Source organism: Micromonospora sp. WMMD961 (genome assembly GCF_029626145.1).
In the GTDB taxonomy this organism is placed as follows: domain Bacteria; phylum Actinomycetota; class Actinomycetes; order Mycobacteriales; family Micromonosporaceae; genus Micromonospora.
The window spans coordinates 4,246,464-4,263,103 of record NZ_JARUBJ010000002.1; the positions used below are offsets into that span (position 1 = coordinate 4,246,464).

Annotated in this window: 13 protein-coding genes; 4 read left to right on the forward strand and 9 right to left on the reverse strand. The window is 71.1% G+C overall.

The window, feature by feature from the left end:
• Positions 1-77 precede the first annotated feature (77 nt).
• From O7614_RS19355 to O7614_RS19375, 5 genes are all read right to left on the reverse strand, one after another.
• Positions 78-815, reverse strand: a complete 738-nt coding sequence (locus O7614_RS19355; protein ID WP_278139870.1) for an urease accessory UreF family protein — start codon at positions 813-815, stop codon at positions 78-80.
• The gene (locus O7614_RS19360) at positions 815-2,518 is read right to left on the reverse strand and encodes an urease subunit alpha (protein ID WP_278139871.1); all 1,704 of its coding nucleotides are present in this window, start codon (positions 2,516-2,518) and stop codon (positions 815-817) included. Before O7614_RS19360 ends, O7614_RS19355 begins: the two co-directional genes overlap by 1 nt.
• Positions 2,515-2,850 (reverse strand): urease subunit beta, encoded by a 336-nt coding sequence (locus O7614_RS19365; protein WP_278139872.1) that lies wholly within the window; start codon positions 2,848-2,850, stop codon positions 2,515-2,517. The genes O7614_RS19360 and O7614_RS19365 overlap by 4 nt, the downstream gene beginning before the upstream one ends.
• Positions 2,847-3,149 (reverse strand): urease subunit gamma, encoded by a 303-nt coding sequence (locus tag O7614_RS19370; protein ID WP_278139873.1) that lies wholly within the window; start codon positions 3,147-3,149, stop codon positions 2,847-2,849. Before O7614_RS19370 ends, O7614_RS19365 begins: the two co-directional genes overlap by 4 nt.
• Positions 3,150-3,409: 260 nt before the next feature.
• Positions 3,410-4,009, reverse strand: a complete 600-nt coding sequence (locus tag O7614_RS19375) for a tetratricopeptide repeat protein (RefSeq protein WP_278139874.1) — start codon at positions 4,007-4,009, stop codon at positions 3,410-3,412.
• A gap of 96 nt (positions 4,010-4,105) precedes the next feature.
• Here O7614_RS19375 and O7614_RS19380 point away from each other — a divergent pair, with 96 nt between their 5' ends.
• Both O7614_RS19380 and O7614_RS19385 read left to right on the forward strand, forming a co-directional pair.
• Entirely contained in the window at positions 4,106-4,492 is a 387-nt protein-coding gene (locus O7614_RS19380) for a hypothetical protein (protein ID WP_278139875.1), read from the forward strand.
• Between the two features lie 201 nt (positions 4,493-4,693).
• A complete protein-coding gene (locus O7614_RS19385; RefSeq protein WP_278139876.1) occupies positions 4,694-5,710 on the forward strand; it encodes a methyltransferase in 1,017 nt (338 codons plus the stop codon).
• An 80-nt stretch (positions 5,711-5,790) separates the two neighbouring features.
• On the opposite strand, the gene O7614_RS19390 is transcribed toward O7614_RS19385, so the two are convergent.
• Positions 5,791-6,642 (reverse strand): alpha/beta hydrolase, encoded by an 852-nt coding sequence (locus tag O7614_RS19390; RefSeq protein ID WP_278139877.1) that lies wholly within the window; start codon positions 6,640-6,642, stop codon positions 5,791-5,793.
• A gap of 350 nt (positions 6,643-6,992) precedes the next feature.
• Positions 6,993-7,790, reverse strand: coding sequence for a helix-turn-helix transcriptional regulator (locus O7614_RS19395; RefSeq protein WP_278139878.1), 798 nt, complete (start codon positions 7,788-7,790; stop codon positions 6,993-6,995).
• Positions 7,791-7,871: 81 nt separating this feature from the next.
• On the opposite strand from O7614_RS19395, the gene O7614_RS19400 reads away from it, so the two are divergent.
• Positions 7,872-8,585, forward strand: a complete 714-nt coding sequence (locus O7614_RS19400; RefSeq protein ID WP_278139879.1) for an SDR family oxidoreductase — start codon at positions 7,872-7,874, stop codon at positions 8,583-8,585.
• Positions 8,586-8,981: 396 nt separating this feature from the next.
• On the opposite strand, the gene O7614_RS19405 is transcribed toward O7614_RS19400, so the two are convergent.
• Complete coding sequence (locus O7614_RS19405; RefSeq protein WP_278139880.1) at positions 8,982-11,369, reverse strand: discoidin domain-containing protein; 2,388 nt, start codon at positions 11,367-11,369, stop codon at positions 8,982-8,984.
• Positions 11,370-11,546: 177 nt separating this feature from the next.
• Positions 11,547-13,400, reverse strand: a complete 1,854-nt coding sequence (locus tag O7614_RS19410; protein WP_278139881.1) for an adenylyl cyclase — start codon at positions 13,398-13,400, stop codon at positions 11,547-11,549.
• Positions 13,401-13,597: 197 nt separating this feature from the next.
• On the opposite strand from O7614_RS19410, the gene O7614_RS19415 reads away from it, so the two are divergent.
• On the forward strand, positions 13,598-16,639 hold the full coding sequence (locus O7614_RS19415) for a BTAD domain-containing putative transcriptional regulator (protein ID WP_278139882.1): 3,042 nt from the start codon (positions 13,598-13,600) through the stop codon (positions 16,637-16,639).
• Position 16,640 lies beyond the last annotated feature (1 nt).

Consider the following 16,640-nt stretch of genomic DNA (forward strand, 5'->3'; position numbering starts at 1 on the left):
GGGTGTGTGGAACGGTCTCGTCGTGCGGCACGGCGGTCGACAGCAACGTGGTCGATTCGGCGGTGGGCACAGCGGTGTCAGGACGCAAAGAGACGCACCTCCCAGGTGGCATGGATTTCGGCATGGATGTCGGCGAGCGGAGCGGCGGCGGCCGGCAGCCGCTCCGGTGGATCGTCGGCGGCCCGCGCCGCCTCGGCGGCCGTGGCGTCGCAGGCGTCGGCGAGGCCGACCAGCAGGGCCTGGACCCGGTACGGGTCGAGGCCGAGCAGGCGTACGCCGGCACTGGCCGCCCCGGTCACCGTCCCGTACGCGGCGACCGTGGCGGTGTCGAGGCGGGACAGCCCGGCCGCGGCGCACAGCAGACCGAGCACCAACGGTTGGTGCACGCCGAACGCCGTCGTGGGCAGGTCGCCGAACGTGGCGTCGGGCCAGATGGTCCGACCCGCGCGCAGCAGCGCCCGGCCCTGCCGGCGGGAGACCTCCCGCAGGGTCGGCGCGGCGGTACGCGCGTCCAGCTCCGCGTCGAGCAGGACCAGCGTGCTCGACCGCGTGGCGGGCTGCGCCACCACGCCTGGCCCGGACACCTCGTCCGCACCGGCGCTGTCGGGCAGGGCGGCGGCCCGGTGCGCTGCCGCCGCGAACGCCGCACCGACCAGACCGGCGGTGGCCAACCGTCCGGCCAGGAACTGCTCCAACGTCGCCAGGTCGGTGACCCGGCCGGCGGCCACGGCCGCCTCCAGACCGCCGGAGTGCGCGTGCGCCCCGGCCGGGAAGCGCCCGTCGGCCACCAGCAACAGCAGGCTCGGGGTCGCCATCAGAACAGGAAGTACCGCTGGGCCATCGGCAGCCGGGTCACCGGGTCCGGCTCCACCACCACACCGTCGATCCGGACGGTGAAGGTGTCCGGCTCCACCTCGATGCGCGGCATGGCGTTGTTCTCCGGCAGGTCGGCCTTGCCCCGCGAGCGCACGTCGCTGACCGGCACCACCCGACGTCGTACGTCCAGGCGGAGCCCGGCGTCCAGGGCCGCCGGTGCCACGAACGCCAGGCTGGTGGCGGCCGCCGCGGCGCCGTACGCCCCGAACATCGGCCGCGGCAGCATCGGCTGCGGCGTCGGGATCGAGGCGTTCGCGTCACCCATCTGGGCGTACGCGATCATGCCGCCCTTGAGCACCAGGTGCGGTCGTACGCCGAAGAACGCCGGATCCCAGAGCACCAGATCGGCGAGTTTGCCCGGCTCGACCGAGCCGATCTCCCCTTCCAGTCCGTTCGCCATCGCCGCGCAGATGGTGTACTTCGCCACGTACCTCCGAGCCCGGTGGTTGTCGGCGGCGCCGTCACCCGGCAGCGCGCCCACCCGGTCCTTCATCACGTGCGCGCTCTGCCAGGTCCGCAGGATCACCTCGCCGACCCGACCCATCGCCTGCGCGTCCGAGCCGATGATGGAGATCGCGCCGAGGTCGTGCAGCAGGTCCTCGGCGGCCATGGTCGACGGTCGGATCCTGCTCTCGGCGAAGGCCAGGTCCTCCGGCACGGACGGGTTGAGGTGGTGGCAGACCATCAGCATGTCCAGGTGCTCGGCGAGGGTGTTCGCGGTGTACGGCCGGGTCGGGTTGGTCGACGACGGCAGCACGTTCGGTTCGCTGGCCACGGTGATGATGTCCGGTGCGTGCCCGCCGCCGGCGCCCTCGGTGTGGTACGAGTGGATGGCCCTCCCGCCGATCGCCCGCAGGGTGTCGGCGACGAACCCGGCCTCGTTGAGCGTGTCGGTGTGGATCGACACCTGCACCCCGGACGCGTCCGCCACCCGCAGGCAGGCGTCGATGGCCGCCGGAGTGGTGCCCCAGTCCTCGTGCAGCTTGAAGCCGCCCGCGCCGGCTCGCAGTTGTTCCCAGAGCGCCTCTTCGGAGACGGTGTTGCCCTTGCCGAGCAGCAGCACGTTGACCGGCATGGTGTCGAGCGCCTCGTGCATCCGGGCCAGGTGCCAGCCGTTCGGGGTGACAGTGGTCGCCCGGGTTCCCTCGGCCGGCCCGGTGCCGCCGCCGACGAGCGTGGTGATCCCGCTGGCCAGGGCCTCGGTGACGATCTGCGGGCAGATGAAGTGCACGTGGGTGTCCACCGCGCCGGCGGTGAGGATCCGCCCGTTGCCGGCGATCACCTCGGTCGACGGTCCGATGACCAGGTCGGGGTGGACACCGGGCATGGTGTCCGGGTTGCCGGCCCGGCCGAGCGCCACGATCCGTCCGTCGCGCAGCCCCACGTCGGCCTTGACCACACCCCAGTGGTCGAGCACCACGGCACCGGTGATGACGGTGTCCAGTGCACCCTCGGCGCGGGTGGCCCGGGACTGCCCCATCGACTCGCGGATCACCTTCCCGCCACCGAAGACCGCCTCGTCACCGCCCACGCAGTGGTCGGTCTCCACCTCGATCAGCAGGTTGGTGTCGGCCAGCCGGATCCGGTCACCGGTCGTCGGCCCGTACAGGTCGATGTAGCGGTCGCGCCGCACGGCGCTCACCGCGGCGACCCGTCGGCCGGTGACCGGTCCAACGGTCCGGCGCACTCGCTGCGCAGCCCCGCGACGATGCGCGCGCCGCCGAGCGGGACGAGGTCGACGCTGCGGCTGATGCCCGGCTCGAACCGGACCGAGGTACCCGCCGGCACGGCGAGCCGCTGCCCCCAGGCGACGTCCCGGTCGAACGCCAACGCCGGGTTGGCCTCGGCGAAGTGGTAGTGCGAGCCCACCTGCACCGGCCGGTCGGCGGTGTTGACCACGAGCATCGTGGTCACCGGACGGCCCGTGTTGATCTCGACCGGGTCGGCCGCCGGCAGGATCTCCCCCGGGATCACGGGATCGGGTGGTGCACCGTCACCAGCTTGGTGCCGTCCGGGAACGTCGCCTCCACCTGCACCTCCCTCAGCAGCTCGGGGATGCCGTCCTGGACGTCGTCGCGGCCGAGCACGGTCCGGCCGGCCGACATCAGGTCGACGACCGACCGGCCGTCGCGGGCCCCTTCGAGCAGGAACGCGGTGATGATCGCGACGGCTTCGGGGTAGTTGAGGCGCAGGCCGCGCTCGCGGCGGGCGCGGGCGACATCGGCCGCCACGTGGACGAGCAGGCGGTCCTGCTCGTGCGGGCTGAGGAACACGGGGCTTCTCCCGGTGGGATCGGCGTGCCCGGCTCGCCGGCGGCTCCGCGGGGAGCCGCGCCGGGCAGCAACACCCGGGGTACGAGCTGGAGTCACACGACCGCCGAGTCTCCCGCCGACGGGGCGACCCGGGACTCCACCATCCCGGCCCGCGCGACGGGCAACCGGCGGCGTCCGGTCGGATGCGGACCGCACCGCCCACCGCTGAGCCGACCGTAGAGGATCACCACCGGCCGGGGCAACATCCTCAACGATCGTTATCAGGACTGGCTGGAGTCGCGCAGCACCATCCCCAGGTTCTCGGCAAGGTCCTGGGTCAGCGGATCGTCCGGCCCGAAGGCCTCGGAGGCGAGGTTGTAGCTGGCCCCCAGGAGCTGCAGTGCGGCCAGCGTGTCACCAGCCAGGAACTGTGACGCACCGAGTGTCCTGGCCGTGGCGAGAGTGTCCGGATGGGACTTGCCCAGCCGGCTTCGCTGCCGCCGCAGCGTCTCCGTGAGCACCGGCAGCCCTTCACCCCACTGTTGGGTCTCGACGAGCGCGCACCCGAGGTTGTAGGCGTAGATCAGGGTCGCCGGATCGTTGCGGCCGAACGCACGGACCGCCCGGCGGTGGGCTTCACGGTGCCGGTCGGCCGACTCGTCGGGACGTCGCTGGCGGAGCATCGCCGACCCGAGGCGGTCCAGTGTGGTGATGGTCTCGGGATGGGCCGGACCGAGGTCCCGATCGCAGTCGGTCAGCAGTGCCTCCCAGGCCCGTTCGGCGGACGCGTACTCGCCGGCGTCGAAGAGCGCCAGGGCCTCGCGCGAGCGGCGTTTCAATTCCTCCGGCAGCGGCTTCGGCCGCGACGACAGAAATTTCATCCGATCCTCCCCATCAGCGGCAGCGAGTCTATCGAGTCTGGCCGCTGGGTACCGAACCTCATTCTCTTCGAACGCGGTGCGAGGGATGATCGCCGGATGACGGCGACGAGGGGTACACGCGCACTGCTCGGTGTTCTGTTCCTGGCGGCGGCCACGGTCGGGGCCTGGCTGCTCTGGCTGGGTTGGGACGACGAGTACACGGTCGACGCGCAGACCGGTGCGACGAGCGGCCCGTACGAGCCGTGGCAGGTGATCGGCTGCGTGCTGACGCTGGTGCTGTTGGCCGCGCTCGCCGGGACGCGGCTCAGCCCGTGGCTGGTGGCGCTGGTGATGACTGTCGCGTTCACGGCGGCCTGGACGTGGCGGGCGGCGTCGACCGACGACAGCGGCCTGTGGGCTGTCGGGGCGGTGCTGGTGCTGGTCGGGATGGCGGCCGGCAGCACGGCGGTGAGCCTCGCCGCACGCCGGGTCCGCCGACGCTAGGCAGGCCGAACGCGCTGCCGGTACACCGATCGGTGGCAGTTCAGCAGGGCGACGCCCGGCGTGTCGAACTGCTCCGCTGCCATTGATCGGCGCAGCTGGTTGGCAGGGTGCTGCCGCTGCCGGGTTGCCGCGGAGTTGCAGACGTTGGTGCGGGCGTGACCGCCCATCGTGGACGGAAGGAAATCGTGATCTGATGACCGCATGATCACTCCGACTCCCCTCATGCGCCTGGTGGCCGGTGTGTGGGGGTTCAAGACTCTCGCGGTCGGCGTCGAGCTGGGCCTGTTCACCCGGTTGGCCGGCGGGCGGACGATGACCGTCGAGGAGGCCGCCGCCGAGTTCGGGCTGCCCGACCGGCCCGCGGACCTGTTGCTGGCCGCCAGTGCCTCGCTCGGCCTGCTGGAGAAGGCCGGCGACGGTTATCGCAACTCCGAGTTGGCCGAGCAGTTCCTGGTCGAGGGTCGGCCGTACTACTTCGGCGCGCAGGTCCGCTACTCGGACCTGCGCACCTACCTGCCCTGGCACCGCATCGGCGAGGCCCTGCGCACGGATCGGCCGTTGACCTGGGATCCGGAGGCCCAACAGTCGATGTTCGACACCGCCGACCCGGAAATGTTGGCGCAGTTCTGGGACGCGATGTTCTCCACGTCCAGCTTCACCGCCAGCGCGTTGGCCGACGCATACGACTTCTCCACGCACCGACTGCTGCTCGATGTCGGCGGCGGGGCCGGCGCGTTCCCGATCGAGTTCTGCCGCCGCCTGCCCGAACTGCGCGCCACCGTGTTGGATCTGCCGCACGTCTGCGTACGGGCCCGGGAGCGGATCGCGGAGGCCGGCCTGACCGGGCGGATCGACGCGGTGGCCGGCGACTTCCTCGCCGACCCCGCCCTGCCGGACGGGCACGACGTCATCCTGCTCAGCATGATCCTGCACGACTGGGACGAGCCCACGAACCGGGCGCTGCTGGCCCGGTGCCACGCGGCGTTGCCGCCCGGCGGGGCGATCGTCGTCTGTGAACTGCTGCTCAACGACGAGCGCACCGGCCCACCGGAGGCGGCCCTGATGGGGATGAACATGCTGGTCGAGACCGAGGGCGGCCGGAACTACTCGGGTGCCGAGTATGCCGCCTGGCTGACCGACGCCGGCTTCGTCGACGTGCGGACCCTGCCGTTCGACGCCCCCGGCGCCAACGGTGCGGTGGTGGCCCGCCGGCCCTGACCCGACGACGACACCCGGCCCCGGTGCGAACCGTGGGCCGGGTGTCGCGGCGCTGGTGTCCGATCGGCTACCGGTACGGGTCAGGCGCGAGCCTTCGCCGGCTGCTTCATGAAGTCCATGATCGCCTTGTTGACCTCGTCGGCATGGGTCCACGGGATGCCGTGCGGCGCGCCCTTGAGCGTGACGAGCTGGCCGGTCGGCATCATCGGCCCGAGCCGCTGACCGGTCACCGGATAGGGCAGCACCCGGTCCTGGTCACCCTGCACGATCAACACCGGAATATTGATCTTCGGCAGGTCCTGGCGGAAGTCTTCCTGCCAGGCGTCCACGCTGTCGTGGGTGGCCTTGCCGGAGGCCATCGCACCGATCTGCCAGTGCGCCCGGTACGCCTCCTCGCTGACCCGCTTGCCCATGTTCTGGTCCGGGTTGAAGAACGCGTCGCAGAAGGACGTCAGGTAGGCGAACCGGTCCTTGATGATGGCGTCCTGGAAACCCTTGAAGAGGCTCCGCTCGACGCCCTCCGGGTTGTCGCTCGCCTTCGCCAGCATCGGTTGCAGCGGGCTGAGCAGGACCGCCCGGCTGACCCGCTGGGAGCCGTAGTTGCCCAGGTAGCGGACGACCTCGCCGGTGCCCATCGAGTGCCCCACCAGGGTCACGTCGCGCAGGTCCAGCTCGCTCATCAGCACGTCGAGATCGGCCGCGAACGTGTTGTAGTCGTAGCCGAACGCCGGCTGGGCGGAGTTACCGTAACCGCGCCGATCGTAGGTGATCGTCCGGTATCCGGCGTCGAGCAGCGCCTTGGTCTCCTTCTCCCAGGTCGCGCCGTTGAACGGGAAGCCGTGGATCAGCACCACCGGCTTACCGGATCCGTGATCCTCGTAGTACAGGTCGATGGGCGCGGAGTTTTCCGTCCCCACGGTGATGAAAGGCATGTTTCACTCCTGCTCCGGTCTCGGGCTGTCGGACGCCCCGCGCTTTCCCGCCGGATCGCCGGATATGCCGGCCGTCAGATCGGCCGGAACGACAGGAGAAGGGGTTTCCCGACCGCCCGCGCCGTCCTAACCTCGACGCGGCCAGCGTCTACTGGTGGTTACGCCGTCGCCGACCTCTGTGCCCTCTTGATCCAATGACGTTCGGATTGGGCATCGGTGTAGGTCAGCGCGCAGGCAGCAGGGCAAGCCGTCACGCACGGTTTCCGCCGCCCAGCGGTGCCGGGCATCCGGCACTGCCGATGTGCGGACGCCTTTGGTATGCGGGTCCACGCGCCTGGTTGAGGGTTTCGTCAGCCGGTTGCGACGAGGTGGCGTAGAGCGTGGGCGGTGGGGGTGCCGGGGTCGGCGGTGAGGAAGACGACTTGTTGGTCGTCGTCGGGGACGGTGAGTACGTCGCAGTTGAGCCGCAGCGGGCCGAGTTGCGGATGGCTGATGGTCTTGGTCCGGTGGCCGGGGGCGCGTACCGGGTTGGTATTCCAGATCTCGGTGAACTCGCTGCTGCCAGTGCCGAGTTCCGCCAGGAGGCGGGCGAGGGGTTCATCGCGGGGGTAGCGGTCGGCGGCGGCGCGTAGCCGCGCCACTGCGATATAACCGAATTCCTCGGCGCTGGAGCTTTCGTAGCCGAGGTGCAGAAACCGTCGGCGGGCCAGGTTGGGCTCCTCGGTGAGGTTGCCCAGCAGGGCGTCGGCGAGCGGGTTGAACGCGATCACGTCGTAGGTGACGTCGGTGACGACGGCCGCCGCCTCGGGGATGCGGCGTAGCAGATTGGCCACGTACGGGCGGACCTGGCGCACCGGGCCGGCAGGTGGTGTCGGGCTCGCCCCGGCCAGCCGGAACAGGTGGGTCCGCTCGGCCGGCGACAGCCGCAGCGCGCGGGTGAGAGCGTCCAGAATCCGCGGCGACGGGTGCGGACCTCGGGCCTGTTCGAGTCGGGTGTAGTAGTCGACGGACATGTGCGCCTGCCCTGCGACCTCCTCACGGCGCAGCCCAGGAGTACGGCGCCGTCCGCCGGCGGGCAGGTCGACGTCGGCGGGGCGCAGGTCCTCTCGCCGTTGGCGCAGGAACCGCGCCAGTTCCTGTCTGGCCATGGGGCGCCTCCTCCGCTGCCAGGTACCGGTTGTCCCTGGATCGGCCGGACTGCCGCCAGCATCGTCGGCAGTATGAACACTATGAACGATTCCACGGCATTGGTCACCGGTGCCAACAAGGGCATCGGCAGGGAGATTGCGCGGCAGCTCGCGGTGGCCGGGCTCACCGTCTACGTCGGCTCCCGGGACCCGGAACGGGGACAGCGGGCCGTTGACGAGATCGGCGGCAGCGCCCGACTACTGATCCTCGACGTCACCAACGAGCAGAGTCTTGCCGATGTTGCCCGTCAGGTCGAAAACCTCGACATCTTGGTCAACAACGCCGGAATCTCGGTCGACCTGAACCCGGTAACCGAGACCGATGTCGACAGCTTCCGCCGGACCTACGAAACGAATGTGTTCGGGGTCGTTGCGGTGACCAACGCGTTCCTGCCCGCGATGCGCCGCTCGGCCCGGCCGCGGATCGTGAACATCTCCAGCGGCACAGGATCACTGGACTGGAGTACCGGCCCGGACGCGCAGTTCCCCACGACAGGCTCACTCGCCGCGTACCGGTCGTCGAAGACGGCGCTCAACGCGTTGACCGTCTTCTACGCCCAGGCGCTCGCCGCAGAGGGCTTCAAGGTAAACGCGCTCGCACCCGGGCTGCGAAAGACCGACCTCAACGCGAGCGCCTCCGCCAGCGGCGGAGATCCGGCCGAGGCTGCAGCGGGTGCCGTCCGGCTGGCACTGCTACCCGACGACGGTCCCACCGGTGAATTCCTTTCCTGGGACGGAACCCTCGTGCCCTGGTAATCATCGAGCGTTCGAGTAGAGACAGGACGAGGCCAAAGCCACGATCCCGAGGTCGACGACGATGTCCGCCATGTGCACGTCGGCTGCGGACCTACCTCCAGGACCCCGACGGCTCGGGCTACATCATCTGCCAGGACACACGGCCGGTGGGCTTTGCTTTTGTCTGGAACGGCGCGCCATTCCCGGCAAACCGCACATACCACCAGACACTTGGCTACTGCTGACAGAGCCGATGCGCACAGTGGTCACCACGTCGGTGTGAAAGAGCGATCACTTGGCGATGAGCTACGCGAGGAGCAGGGCTGAACTGTCCGAGCGGTCCACCAGCACCCATAGGCGTTGGTCGACGCATCGGGGCGGCCACCGGTCGATGTCCGGTGGTCGCCCCACGCCTGGTCAGCTGGCGTACACCTCCAGCGCCGACAGTTGCCCGGCCGGCCAGCCGGTGTTGCCGGTGACCGTGATCCGCACGTAGCGGGCCTGCGCGGCGGTGAAGGTGAGCGTCACCTGGTTGCCACTGCCCGGGTTGAAGACCCGCCCCGCCGACCCGACCAGCGTGCCAAAGCTGGACCCGTCAGCGCTCCCCTGCACCGACAGCGTCTGCGTCCGAGTACCCCAGGCCGACGACGGCGGCAGCTTCAGCACCACCCGACCCACCGTGCGCGAGGAACCCAGGTCGACCTGCACCCACTGCGGGAACGCGCTGTTGGCGCTCTCCCAGTAGCTGTTCGCGTCGCCGTCGACCACGTTGCCGGAGGCGTAGCTCTGGACGTGGCTGCTCTCGCTGGTGGATCGGCCCCGGGCGAGGTCCGCGTTCGCTGCGGCGTCCGTGGTGACGGTGACCGCGTTCGACGCGCCGGAGGTGTTGCCGGCGGCATCGCGGGCGACGACCGTGAAGATGTACGCGGTGGACGGGCTGAGCCCGCTCACGGTGGCAGTGGTGCCGGTGACGGTGGCGACCACATTGCCGCCCTGGCGTACCTGGTAACCGGTCACCCCGGTGTCGTCGGTCGACGCCGTCCACCCCAGGGACACGCTGCTCGACGTCTTGCCGGTCACGGTGAGACCACCCGGGGCGGTCGGCGGGGTGTCAGTGGTGCCGCTGGCGGCGTACACCTCGACCTTGGCGAGCTGGGCGGCCGGCCAGCCGGTGTTGCCGCTGACGCTGAGTCGGATGTGGCGGGCCGTGGTGGTCGTCAGCGTGCGGGTGACGGTGTTGCCGGTGGCCGGGTCGAAGGTGAACGCGGAGGCCGCGGCGATGGTCGAGAAGGAGCTGCCGTCGACGCTGCCCTGCACGGTGATGGTCTGGGTACGCGCGCCCCAGCCGGTGGGCAGCCGCAGCACGAGCTTGTTGACCTGGTGGCTGGCACCGAGGTCTACCTGCCACCACTGGGGGAAGGCGCCGTTGGCGCTCTCCCAGTAGCTGCCGGCGTCGGAGTCCACCGCGTTGCTCGCCGGGAACCCGCCGCCCTGGCTGCTGGCCGAGGTGGAGCGGCCGGCCGCGAGGTCGCCGCCGGTCGGGGGCGGGGTGCCGGTCGTCGGCGGGGTGGGACGGACCGCTGTGAGCGCTAGCTGTCCCTTGAGCATCCGGCCGCCGTCGGCGGTGATCCGCAGGTAGTAGTCGGAGGAGCAGGCGACGCCGTCCTCGTCCAGTGCCCGGATGTTCGCGCCGGCCGGGGTGGTGGCCTGCGTCTCGGACGTCTTGGCGATCTGGTTGCCCTCGTTGTACTCGTCGAACATGGACACGTACAGGCCCTGGGAGCCGAGCCGGACCATGTTGTAGATGTGCCGCCAGTAGAAGTCGCCGTGCTTGCGGTGCCCCCCGGCCAGGTCGCCGGGCATCACGCAGGGCAGGTAGTCGATGCCGCGTGCCGCGCAGTCGGCCATGTCGCCGACGTTGACGTTGTTGTAGTACGAGTCCAGCTCCTCGACGGTCCTGGCCCGGTAGACCATCCACGGCGAGATCGCGTGGAACGCGTGGTAGACGTCGAGGAAGCCGGGGCGGGAGTCCTCGATGCCCTGCCGCCACCAGGTCGGGACGCCGCCGATGACGTAACAGCCCTGCGCCTTGAACCAGTTGACGACCTCCAGGCAGGGCCCCGGGGTGAACGGGCGGCTGGGCTCGCTGAAGCCGAAGCCCCAGATGCAGACGACCGGCTTGCCGTTCTGTCGGGCGTACGCACTGGAGGCGGTGTGCGCGGACATCTTCGTCGTCCAGTCGGTCTTGATGTCCGCTTGGAAGGTCAGCCAGTCGGTGACGTCGTACATGATGTAGAACTTGCGGTTGTAACGCTCGGCGGCGGAGCGCACCTTCTGCGTCATCGCGTCGCGGGTCGGGCCCTCGTCGCCCGTCGGGTTGAACCGTTGCAACGCGGCGGTGTCGCAGCCGTACTCCTGCATCCACCGGAAGTGGGTGTCCACCGTCTGCTGGTCGTAGGAGGAGAAGAGGGTGGCCGGCTGACCGTTGCCCAGGTTGGGGTAAGCGGTGGGATAGGTACGGGTGTACTCGCGCATGTCCGGCCAGGACACGATGGTGGTGTTGGCGGGCGACGGCGGCTGGAACCGGTCGCGGCTCCAGTGCCACCAGCCGCCGATCGGCGCGGAGTCGCCGGGGGCGCTGAACCAGCCCTGGTAGCCGACCGTCACCTTGCCGACCACGTCCCCGGGGGGACTGGCGGCGTGCGCGGGGCTGGACATGGTGGCGAGCAGCTCGGTGCTGGAGGCGGCGGCGAGGGCGGACCCCGCCATCACGGACGTGACGAACCTGCGGCGGGAGACCGCCATGACGACCACTCCTTCGGGACGGAAGGCATTGACGGCCATCGTGGCAGCAGTGAATGCCAGCCCGCAAGAGTACGACTGATCATTGGAAATATTCGCCAGCGGGGCGGAAGGAGACGCGCAACGGTCGACGGGGCCGGAGCCACGCCGGCTCCGGCCCCGTCGGTACGCCCGAGACCCCTACGGGGTCGGGTACTGCGTGAGGTAGACCGGCGCGCCGACCTTGGTCATGTCGGCCGCGTCGCCCACGCCGTTGACCACGTGGTCGATCGTCCCGGCGCTGAGGTTCACGGTCATGATGTGGTGCAGCGTCACACCCGGCCGGTTCGGCACCTCGAAGCCGTTCTCGGTGTGGATCGACGGGTTGTTCTGGTTGAAGACGTACACCCCGCCGCCGTGCAGGGTGTGGTGCCGCACCCGGTCACCCACCTTGTACCCGGCCCAGCCCTCGACGGTGCCGTTCATCCAGTCGGCCTGCGTCGGCGGGTCGTACGGCAGCTCGTTCTGGTACAGGATCGTGGTGCCGTGCTCGCCGTTCCAGACCGTGTTGTAGCGCTGGAAGTGCTCGACGAACAGGCCGGTCGCGGTCACATGGTCGCCGTTGATGACGGCGCCGTAGCGACCGGTGTTGGTGCGCCAGCGGTCGGTGTCGCCGTTGACGCCCTCGGTGAAGCCCTCGACGCCGTGGTCACCACGCCAGACCCAGGTGTGGTCGATGAGCACGTTGTCGCTGTTGACCTCCAGCGCCGTGTCCGTCCGGCCGATGTGCGGGCCACCGACGCGGAAGTACACGTCGGACAGGGTGGTCGGGTTGTGCGGGCTGCTGGCGTTGTGCCCGTGCTGCCGGCCCACCCGCAGCAGGACCGGCGACTCGACCGTGCCGGCGTCGATGGTGACACCGGCGACGACCACGCCGGGGACACCGGCGACGTCCAGCGGGACGGCGCCGTTCACCGCGGTGAGGGTGGCGTGCCCGATGCCGAGCACGACGGTGTTGGCGCGGCGGATCTCGATGCTGCGCGCTACGTCGTACACCCCGGGGGTGAGCAGCAGGTGCTTGCCGCGGGCGAGCTGGGCGTTGATGACGCGTACCGGGTCGGAGGGTTTCGCGACGAAGAAGTCGCCGATCGGGATGGTCCGGCCCGGCGTGAGGCCGTCGGCCCAGGAGACACCCCGGCTGTTGCGCTGCGCGGCGGGCACCCGCACCTGGTAACGACCCTTGTCGTCGACGAAGAGGTACGGCTTCTCCCGGCTCAGCGGGGTGGTCTCCAGGGTGGTGTACGGCGGGTCGGGGAACGTGGCGTCGTCGGGCGCGCCCTCGACCCCCGCGAAGACCTGGTTCCACACCGCGTTGGACCAGCTCGCGACCTCACTATTGCGGGTCAGCCACTGCTGTTGTGATCCGTTGGTGGTGGCCGGCAGCCGGGAGTCGGCGATGAAACCGCCGCTGGCGTACTGCGGGCCGGCGGTGCAGTAGTCCATCAGCGACAGACCGCCGCCGGCGATGTTCAGTCGGCGCATCGACACCGCCTGCGACACCGCCCAGAAGTTCGCCGACGACCGGCAGTCGTCCTGGCCGGCGGCGTTGACGGTCAGCGACAGGTTGGACAGGGTGCGCCAGAAGTTGACCAACGCCAGGCAGTTGCCGGTGCCGCCGTCGGCCAGGCAGCGGTTGTAGACCTCCAGTTTGCCGTTGATCGCGACGTCGGTGGGCGAGGCGCCCAGGCCGGAGACCTCGGTGTAGTAGCCGACCTTGGCTTGCAACGGCTGCTCGACCGTGCCGTACGCGCCCGGCTTGAACAGGTAGGCGTGCCTCTCGGTGCCCATCTCGTTGTCGACCTGCCGGGCGTGCGCGGCGTCGAGGGTCTGCTGGATCTCACCGACCGGCATGGACGGGTCGAAGATCGTCACGTTCGGGCCGAAGTCGGGTGCGCCGAAGGTAGGGCGGCCGGCGCTGGCCGCCGTGCCGCTCACGGTGACGGCCATGGCCACCGTCAGGGCGAGGGTGAGGGTACGACGGGACGGGGTTGACATGCGGTTCGTCCTCTCCGCTGGCCGGAGCGGACTCCGGCGCAGTCTAGGGCGGTGAGAGCGCTCTCTCGCCCCTGTTTCTACCCGCCGAACCGGCCCCACGCCATTCCCGGGATCGGCGAACTTCGGTCGATCGGTGAGAATGGAGCGCAGAACGGGGGCGCTCACGGTGCGCTTCCGGTCGTTTGACCGGCGGTACGATGACCGCCGTGCAGTTCGGGGTGCTCGGGCCGCTCGCCGTGACCACGGACGCCGGCGAGCCGGTGGTGGTGCCCGGCACGAAGGTCCGCGCGTTGCTGGCCGACCTGCTGACCAACCGCCACCAGGTCGTCTCGGCGGACCGCCTCATCGACGACCTGTGGGGCGAGGACTTCCCCGCCAACCCGGCCGGCGCCCTCCAGGTACGGGTGTCCCAGTTACGCAAGGCGCTCAACGACGCCGAGCCGGGCGCCCGGGACCTGGTGGAGTCCCGGGCGCCCGGCTATCTGCTGCGGGCCGACGCCGTCGACGCCGACCGGTTCGCCGAACTGGCGGGCAGCACCGACGTCGACCGGCTCAGCGAAGCCCTGGCGCTGTGGCGCGGCGAGGCGTACGCCGACGTGGCCGACGCGGAGTTCGTCCGCGCCGAGGCGACCCGCCTGACCGAGCAGCGGCTCGCCGTCCACGAGCGGTTGGCCGAGGCCCGGCTGGCCCGGGGCGAACACGACCTGGTCGCCGCCGACCTGGCCGAGCTGGTCACCCGCCATCCGCTGCGCGAAGGGCTGCGGGCCGTGCAGTTGCGCGCGCTGTACGCGGCGGGCCGCCAGTCCGAGGCGTTGGACAGCTACGCCGACCTGCGCGACCGGCTCGCCGAGGAGTTGGGCCTCGACCCGGGGCCGGAGCTGGTCGCGCTGCACCGACGGATCCTCGAACAGGACGCCAGCCTGAGCGCCCCACCGAGGGCGGCGGTCGTCCGCACCAGCCTCCCCGCCCCGCTCGACGAGCTGGTCGGGCGCGCCGAGGCGTTGGCCGAGTTGGGCGCGCTGTTGCCGCGGCAGCGGCTGGTCACGCTGGTCGGGCCGGGTGGCGTCGGAAAGACCCGGCTGGCCGTCGAGACGGCCCGCGCGCAGTCCGTTCCCGACGGCGTCCAGCTGGTCGAGCTGGCCCCGCTGCCGGCCGGAGACACGCTCGTCGCCGAGCGGGTGCTCACCGCTCTGGGCACCTACGAGACCGCCGGCGCGAGCCTGTCTCCCACCGACCGGGTGGTGGCGGCCCTGCGACACCGTCAGCTCCTGCTGGTACTGGACAACTGCGAACACGTCGTCGAGCCGGTCGCCGCGCTGGTCGCCCGGCTGCTGCGCGACGTACCCGGGTTGACGGTGCTCGCCACCAGCAGGGAGCCACTCGGACTGACCGGTGAACTGCTCTGGGAGGTACCCCCGCTGTCCGTGCCGGACGACGGTGACCTGGACACGGTCCGGCGCTCGGCGGCGGCCCGGTTGTTCGCCGCCCGCGCCGCCGCGCAGCAGCGCGGTTTCCGCCTCGACCGGCAGACCGCTGCGGCGATCGCCCAGCTCTGCCGTCGCCTCGACGGCTTGCCGTTGGCGTTGGAACTGGCCGCGACCCGGGTCCGTGCGCTGGGCGTACGCGGGGTCGTGGACCGGCTCGACGACCGGTTCCGGCTGCTCACCACCCAGCAGCGCGACGTGCCGTCCCGACAGCGGACGCTGACCGCGGTGATCGGTTGGAGCTGGGACCTCCTCGACGAGACCGACCGGGCGGTGCTGGCCCGGCTGGCGGTGTTTCGCGACGGCTGTAGCCCGGAGGCCGCCGAACACGTCTGCGGAACCGACCTGGACACCCTCGCCCGGCTGGTGGACCGGTCACTGGTGGTGCTCGACGACTCCGCCGCCGGCCCCCGCTACCGGCTGCTCGAATCGGTCGCCGCGTTCTGCCTGGACCGCCTGACCGACGCCGACGAGGTACGCGCACGGCACGCGGCCTACTACACCGAGCTGGCCGAGCGTGCCGACCCGGGGCTGCGCGGGGCCGACCAGCAGCGGTGGTTGGCGCTGCTAGACGCCGAGCTGGCGAACCTGCGATCGGCGCTGGTCCACGGTGGTGGGCTGCGCCTGGCGGTCGCGTTGAGCTGGTACTGGCACCTGCGCGGCCGGCTCACCGAGGCACGGCGGGCCCTGGCTGTGACCGGCGACCCGGAGCAGGAGTCCCGGGCGGCCCCGTGGCGGGTCGGATTCGCCCTGTCCCTGGGTGAGTCGGTCGCGCCGGACGACGTACGTGCCGCGGTGGCCGCCGACCCGGACGGCCACGCCGCCTGGTTCGCGGCCAACGCACTGATCGAGCACGGCGACCTGCCCCTGGCGTCGGAGCTGCTGCCGACCGCCGCCGTCGACAGGTGGACCGAGGCCGCGGTGCTCACCTCCCTGGCCCACATCGCGCACGCAGGCGGTGACCAGGCCACCCTGGAGCGCACCGCGACGCGCAGCGCCGCGCTGTTCGCCGAGATCGGCGACCGGTGGGGCCGGCTCCGGGCGACCGAGTGGGTCGGCGGGCTGGCCGACATGCGCGGAGAGCACGAGCGCGCCGCCGCGCTGCACCGGGAGGGGCTGCGCTGGGCCGAGGAGTTGTCGCTGTGGCCGCAGGTCTGCGCCGAGCTGTCCTGGCTGGCCTGGCTCGCGGTGCAGACCCGCGACTACACCCAGGGCCGGGAGCTGGCCGAACGGGCGTACGGCCTGGCGGTGGAGCAGGGCTCGCCCGGTGCGCTGGTCTTCGCCGAGATGAGCCTCGGGCTGGCCGCCCGCCGCGACGGGAAGCTCGACCTGGCCGTCACCCATCTCACCCACCTCGCCGACCTGGGCCGGGGCGAGAGCCAGCCGGCGCTGTACCTGCCGATGGTTCTGGTCGAGCTGGGCTACGCGGTCGAGCAGGGCGGAGACCCGGACGCCGCGCTGGCCCTGCACATCGAGGCGTTCGAGGCCGCCGAGGCGATGGCCACGATGCGCGACGCTGTCGGCCCCCTGGAGGGGATGGCGGCGGCGGTGCGCTCCCCCGAGGTCGCCGCCCGGCTGCTGGGCGCCGCTGCCGCCGCCCGGCTCGCCACGCGGTCCCCCGCCGCGCCGGCCGAACGCGACGATGTCGACCGGGTTGCCGATCGCCTGCGGGCCGAACTCGGGCCGCGGCGGTTCGACGCGTTGCTCGCCGAGGGCGCGACGCTGAGCCCGGGCGAGGCCCGAGCCCAGCTCTGAT

Excerpts from the sequence above, each read along its gene's own strand:
- O7614_RS19395 (WP_278139878.1), bottom strand. The coding sequence starts at position 7,790 with ATGGCCAGACAGGAACTGGCGCGGTTCCTGCGCCAACGGCGAGAGGAC.
- O7614_RS19385 (WP_278139876.1), top strand. The coding sequence starts at position 4,694 with ATGATCACTCCGACTCCCCTCATGCGCCTGGTGGCCGGTGTGTGGGGG.
- O7614_RS19355 (WP_278139870.1), bottom strand. The coding sequence starts at position 815 with ATGGCGACCCCGAGCCTGCTGTTGCTGGTGGCCGACGGGCGCTTCCCG.
- O7614_RS19375 (WP_278139874.1), bottom strand. The coding sequence starts at position 4,009 with ATGAAATTTCTGTCGTCGCGGCCGAAGCCGCTGCCGGAGGAATTGAAA.
- O7614_RS19410 (WP_278139881.1), bottom strand. The coding sequence starts at position 13,400 with ATGTCAACCCCGTCCCGTCGTACCCTCACCCTCGCCCTGACGGTGGCC.
- O7614_RS19390 (WP_278139877.1), bottom strand. The coding sequence starts at position 6,642 with ATGCCTTTCATCACCGTGGGGACGGAAAACTCCGCGCCCATCGACCTG.
- O7614_RS19400 (WP_278139879.1), top strand. The coding sequence starts at position 7,872 with ATGAACGATTCCACGGCATTGGTCACCGGTGCCAACAAGGGCATCGGC.
- O7614_RS19405 (WP_278139880.1), bottom strand. The coding sequence starts at position 11,369 with ATGGCGGTCTCCCGCCGCAGGTTCGTCACGTCCGTGATGGCGGGGTCC.
- O7614_RS19380 (WP_278139875.1), top strand. The coding sequence starts at position 4,106 with ATGACGGCGACGAGGGGTACACGCGCACTGCTCGGTGTTCTGTTCCTG.
- O7614_RS19415 (WP_278139882.1), top strand. The coding sequence starts at position 13,598 with ATGACCGCCGTGCAGTTCGGGGTGCTCGGGCCGCTCGCCGTGACCACG.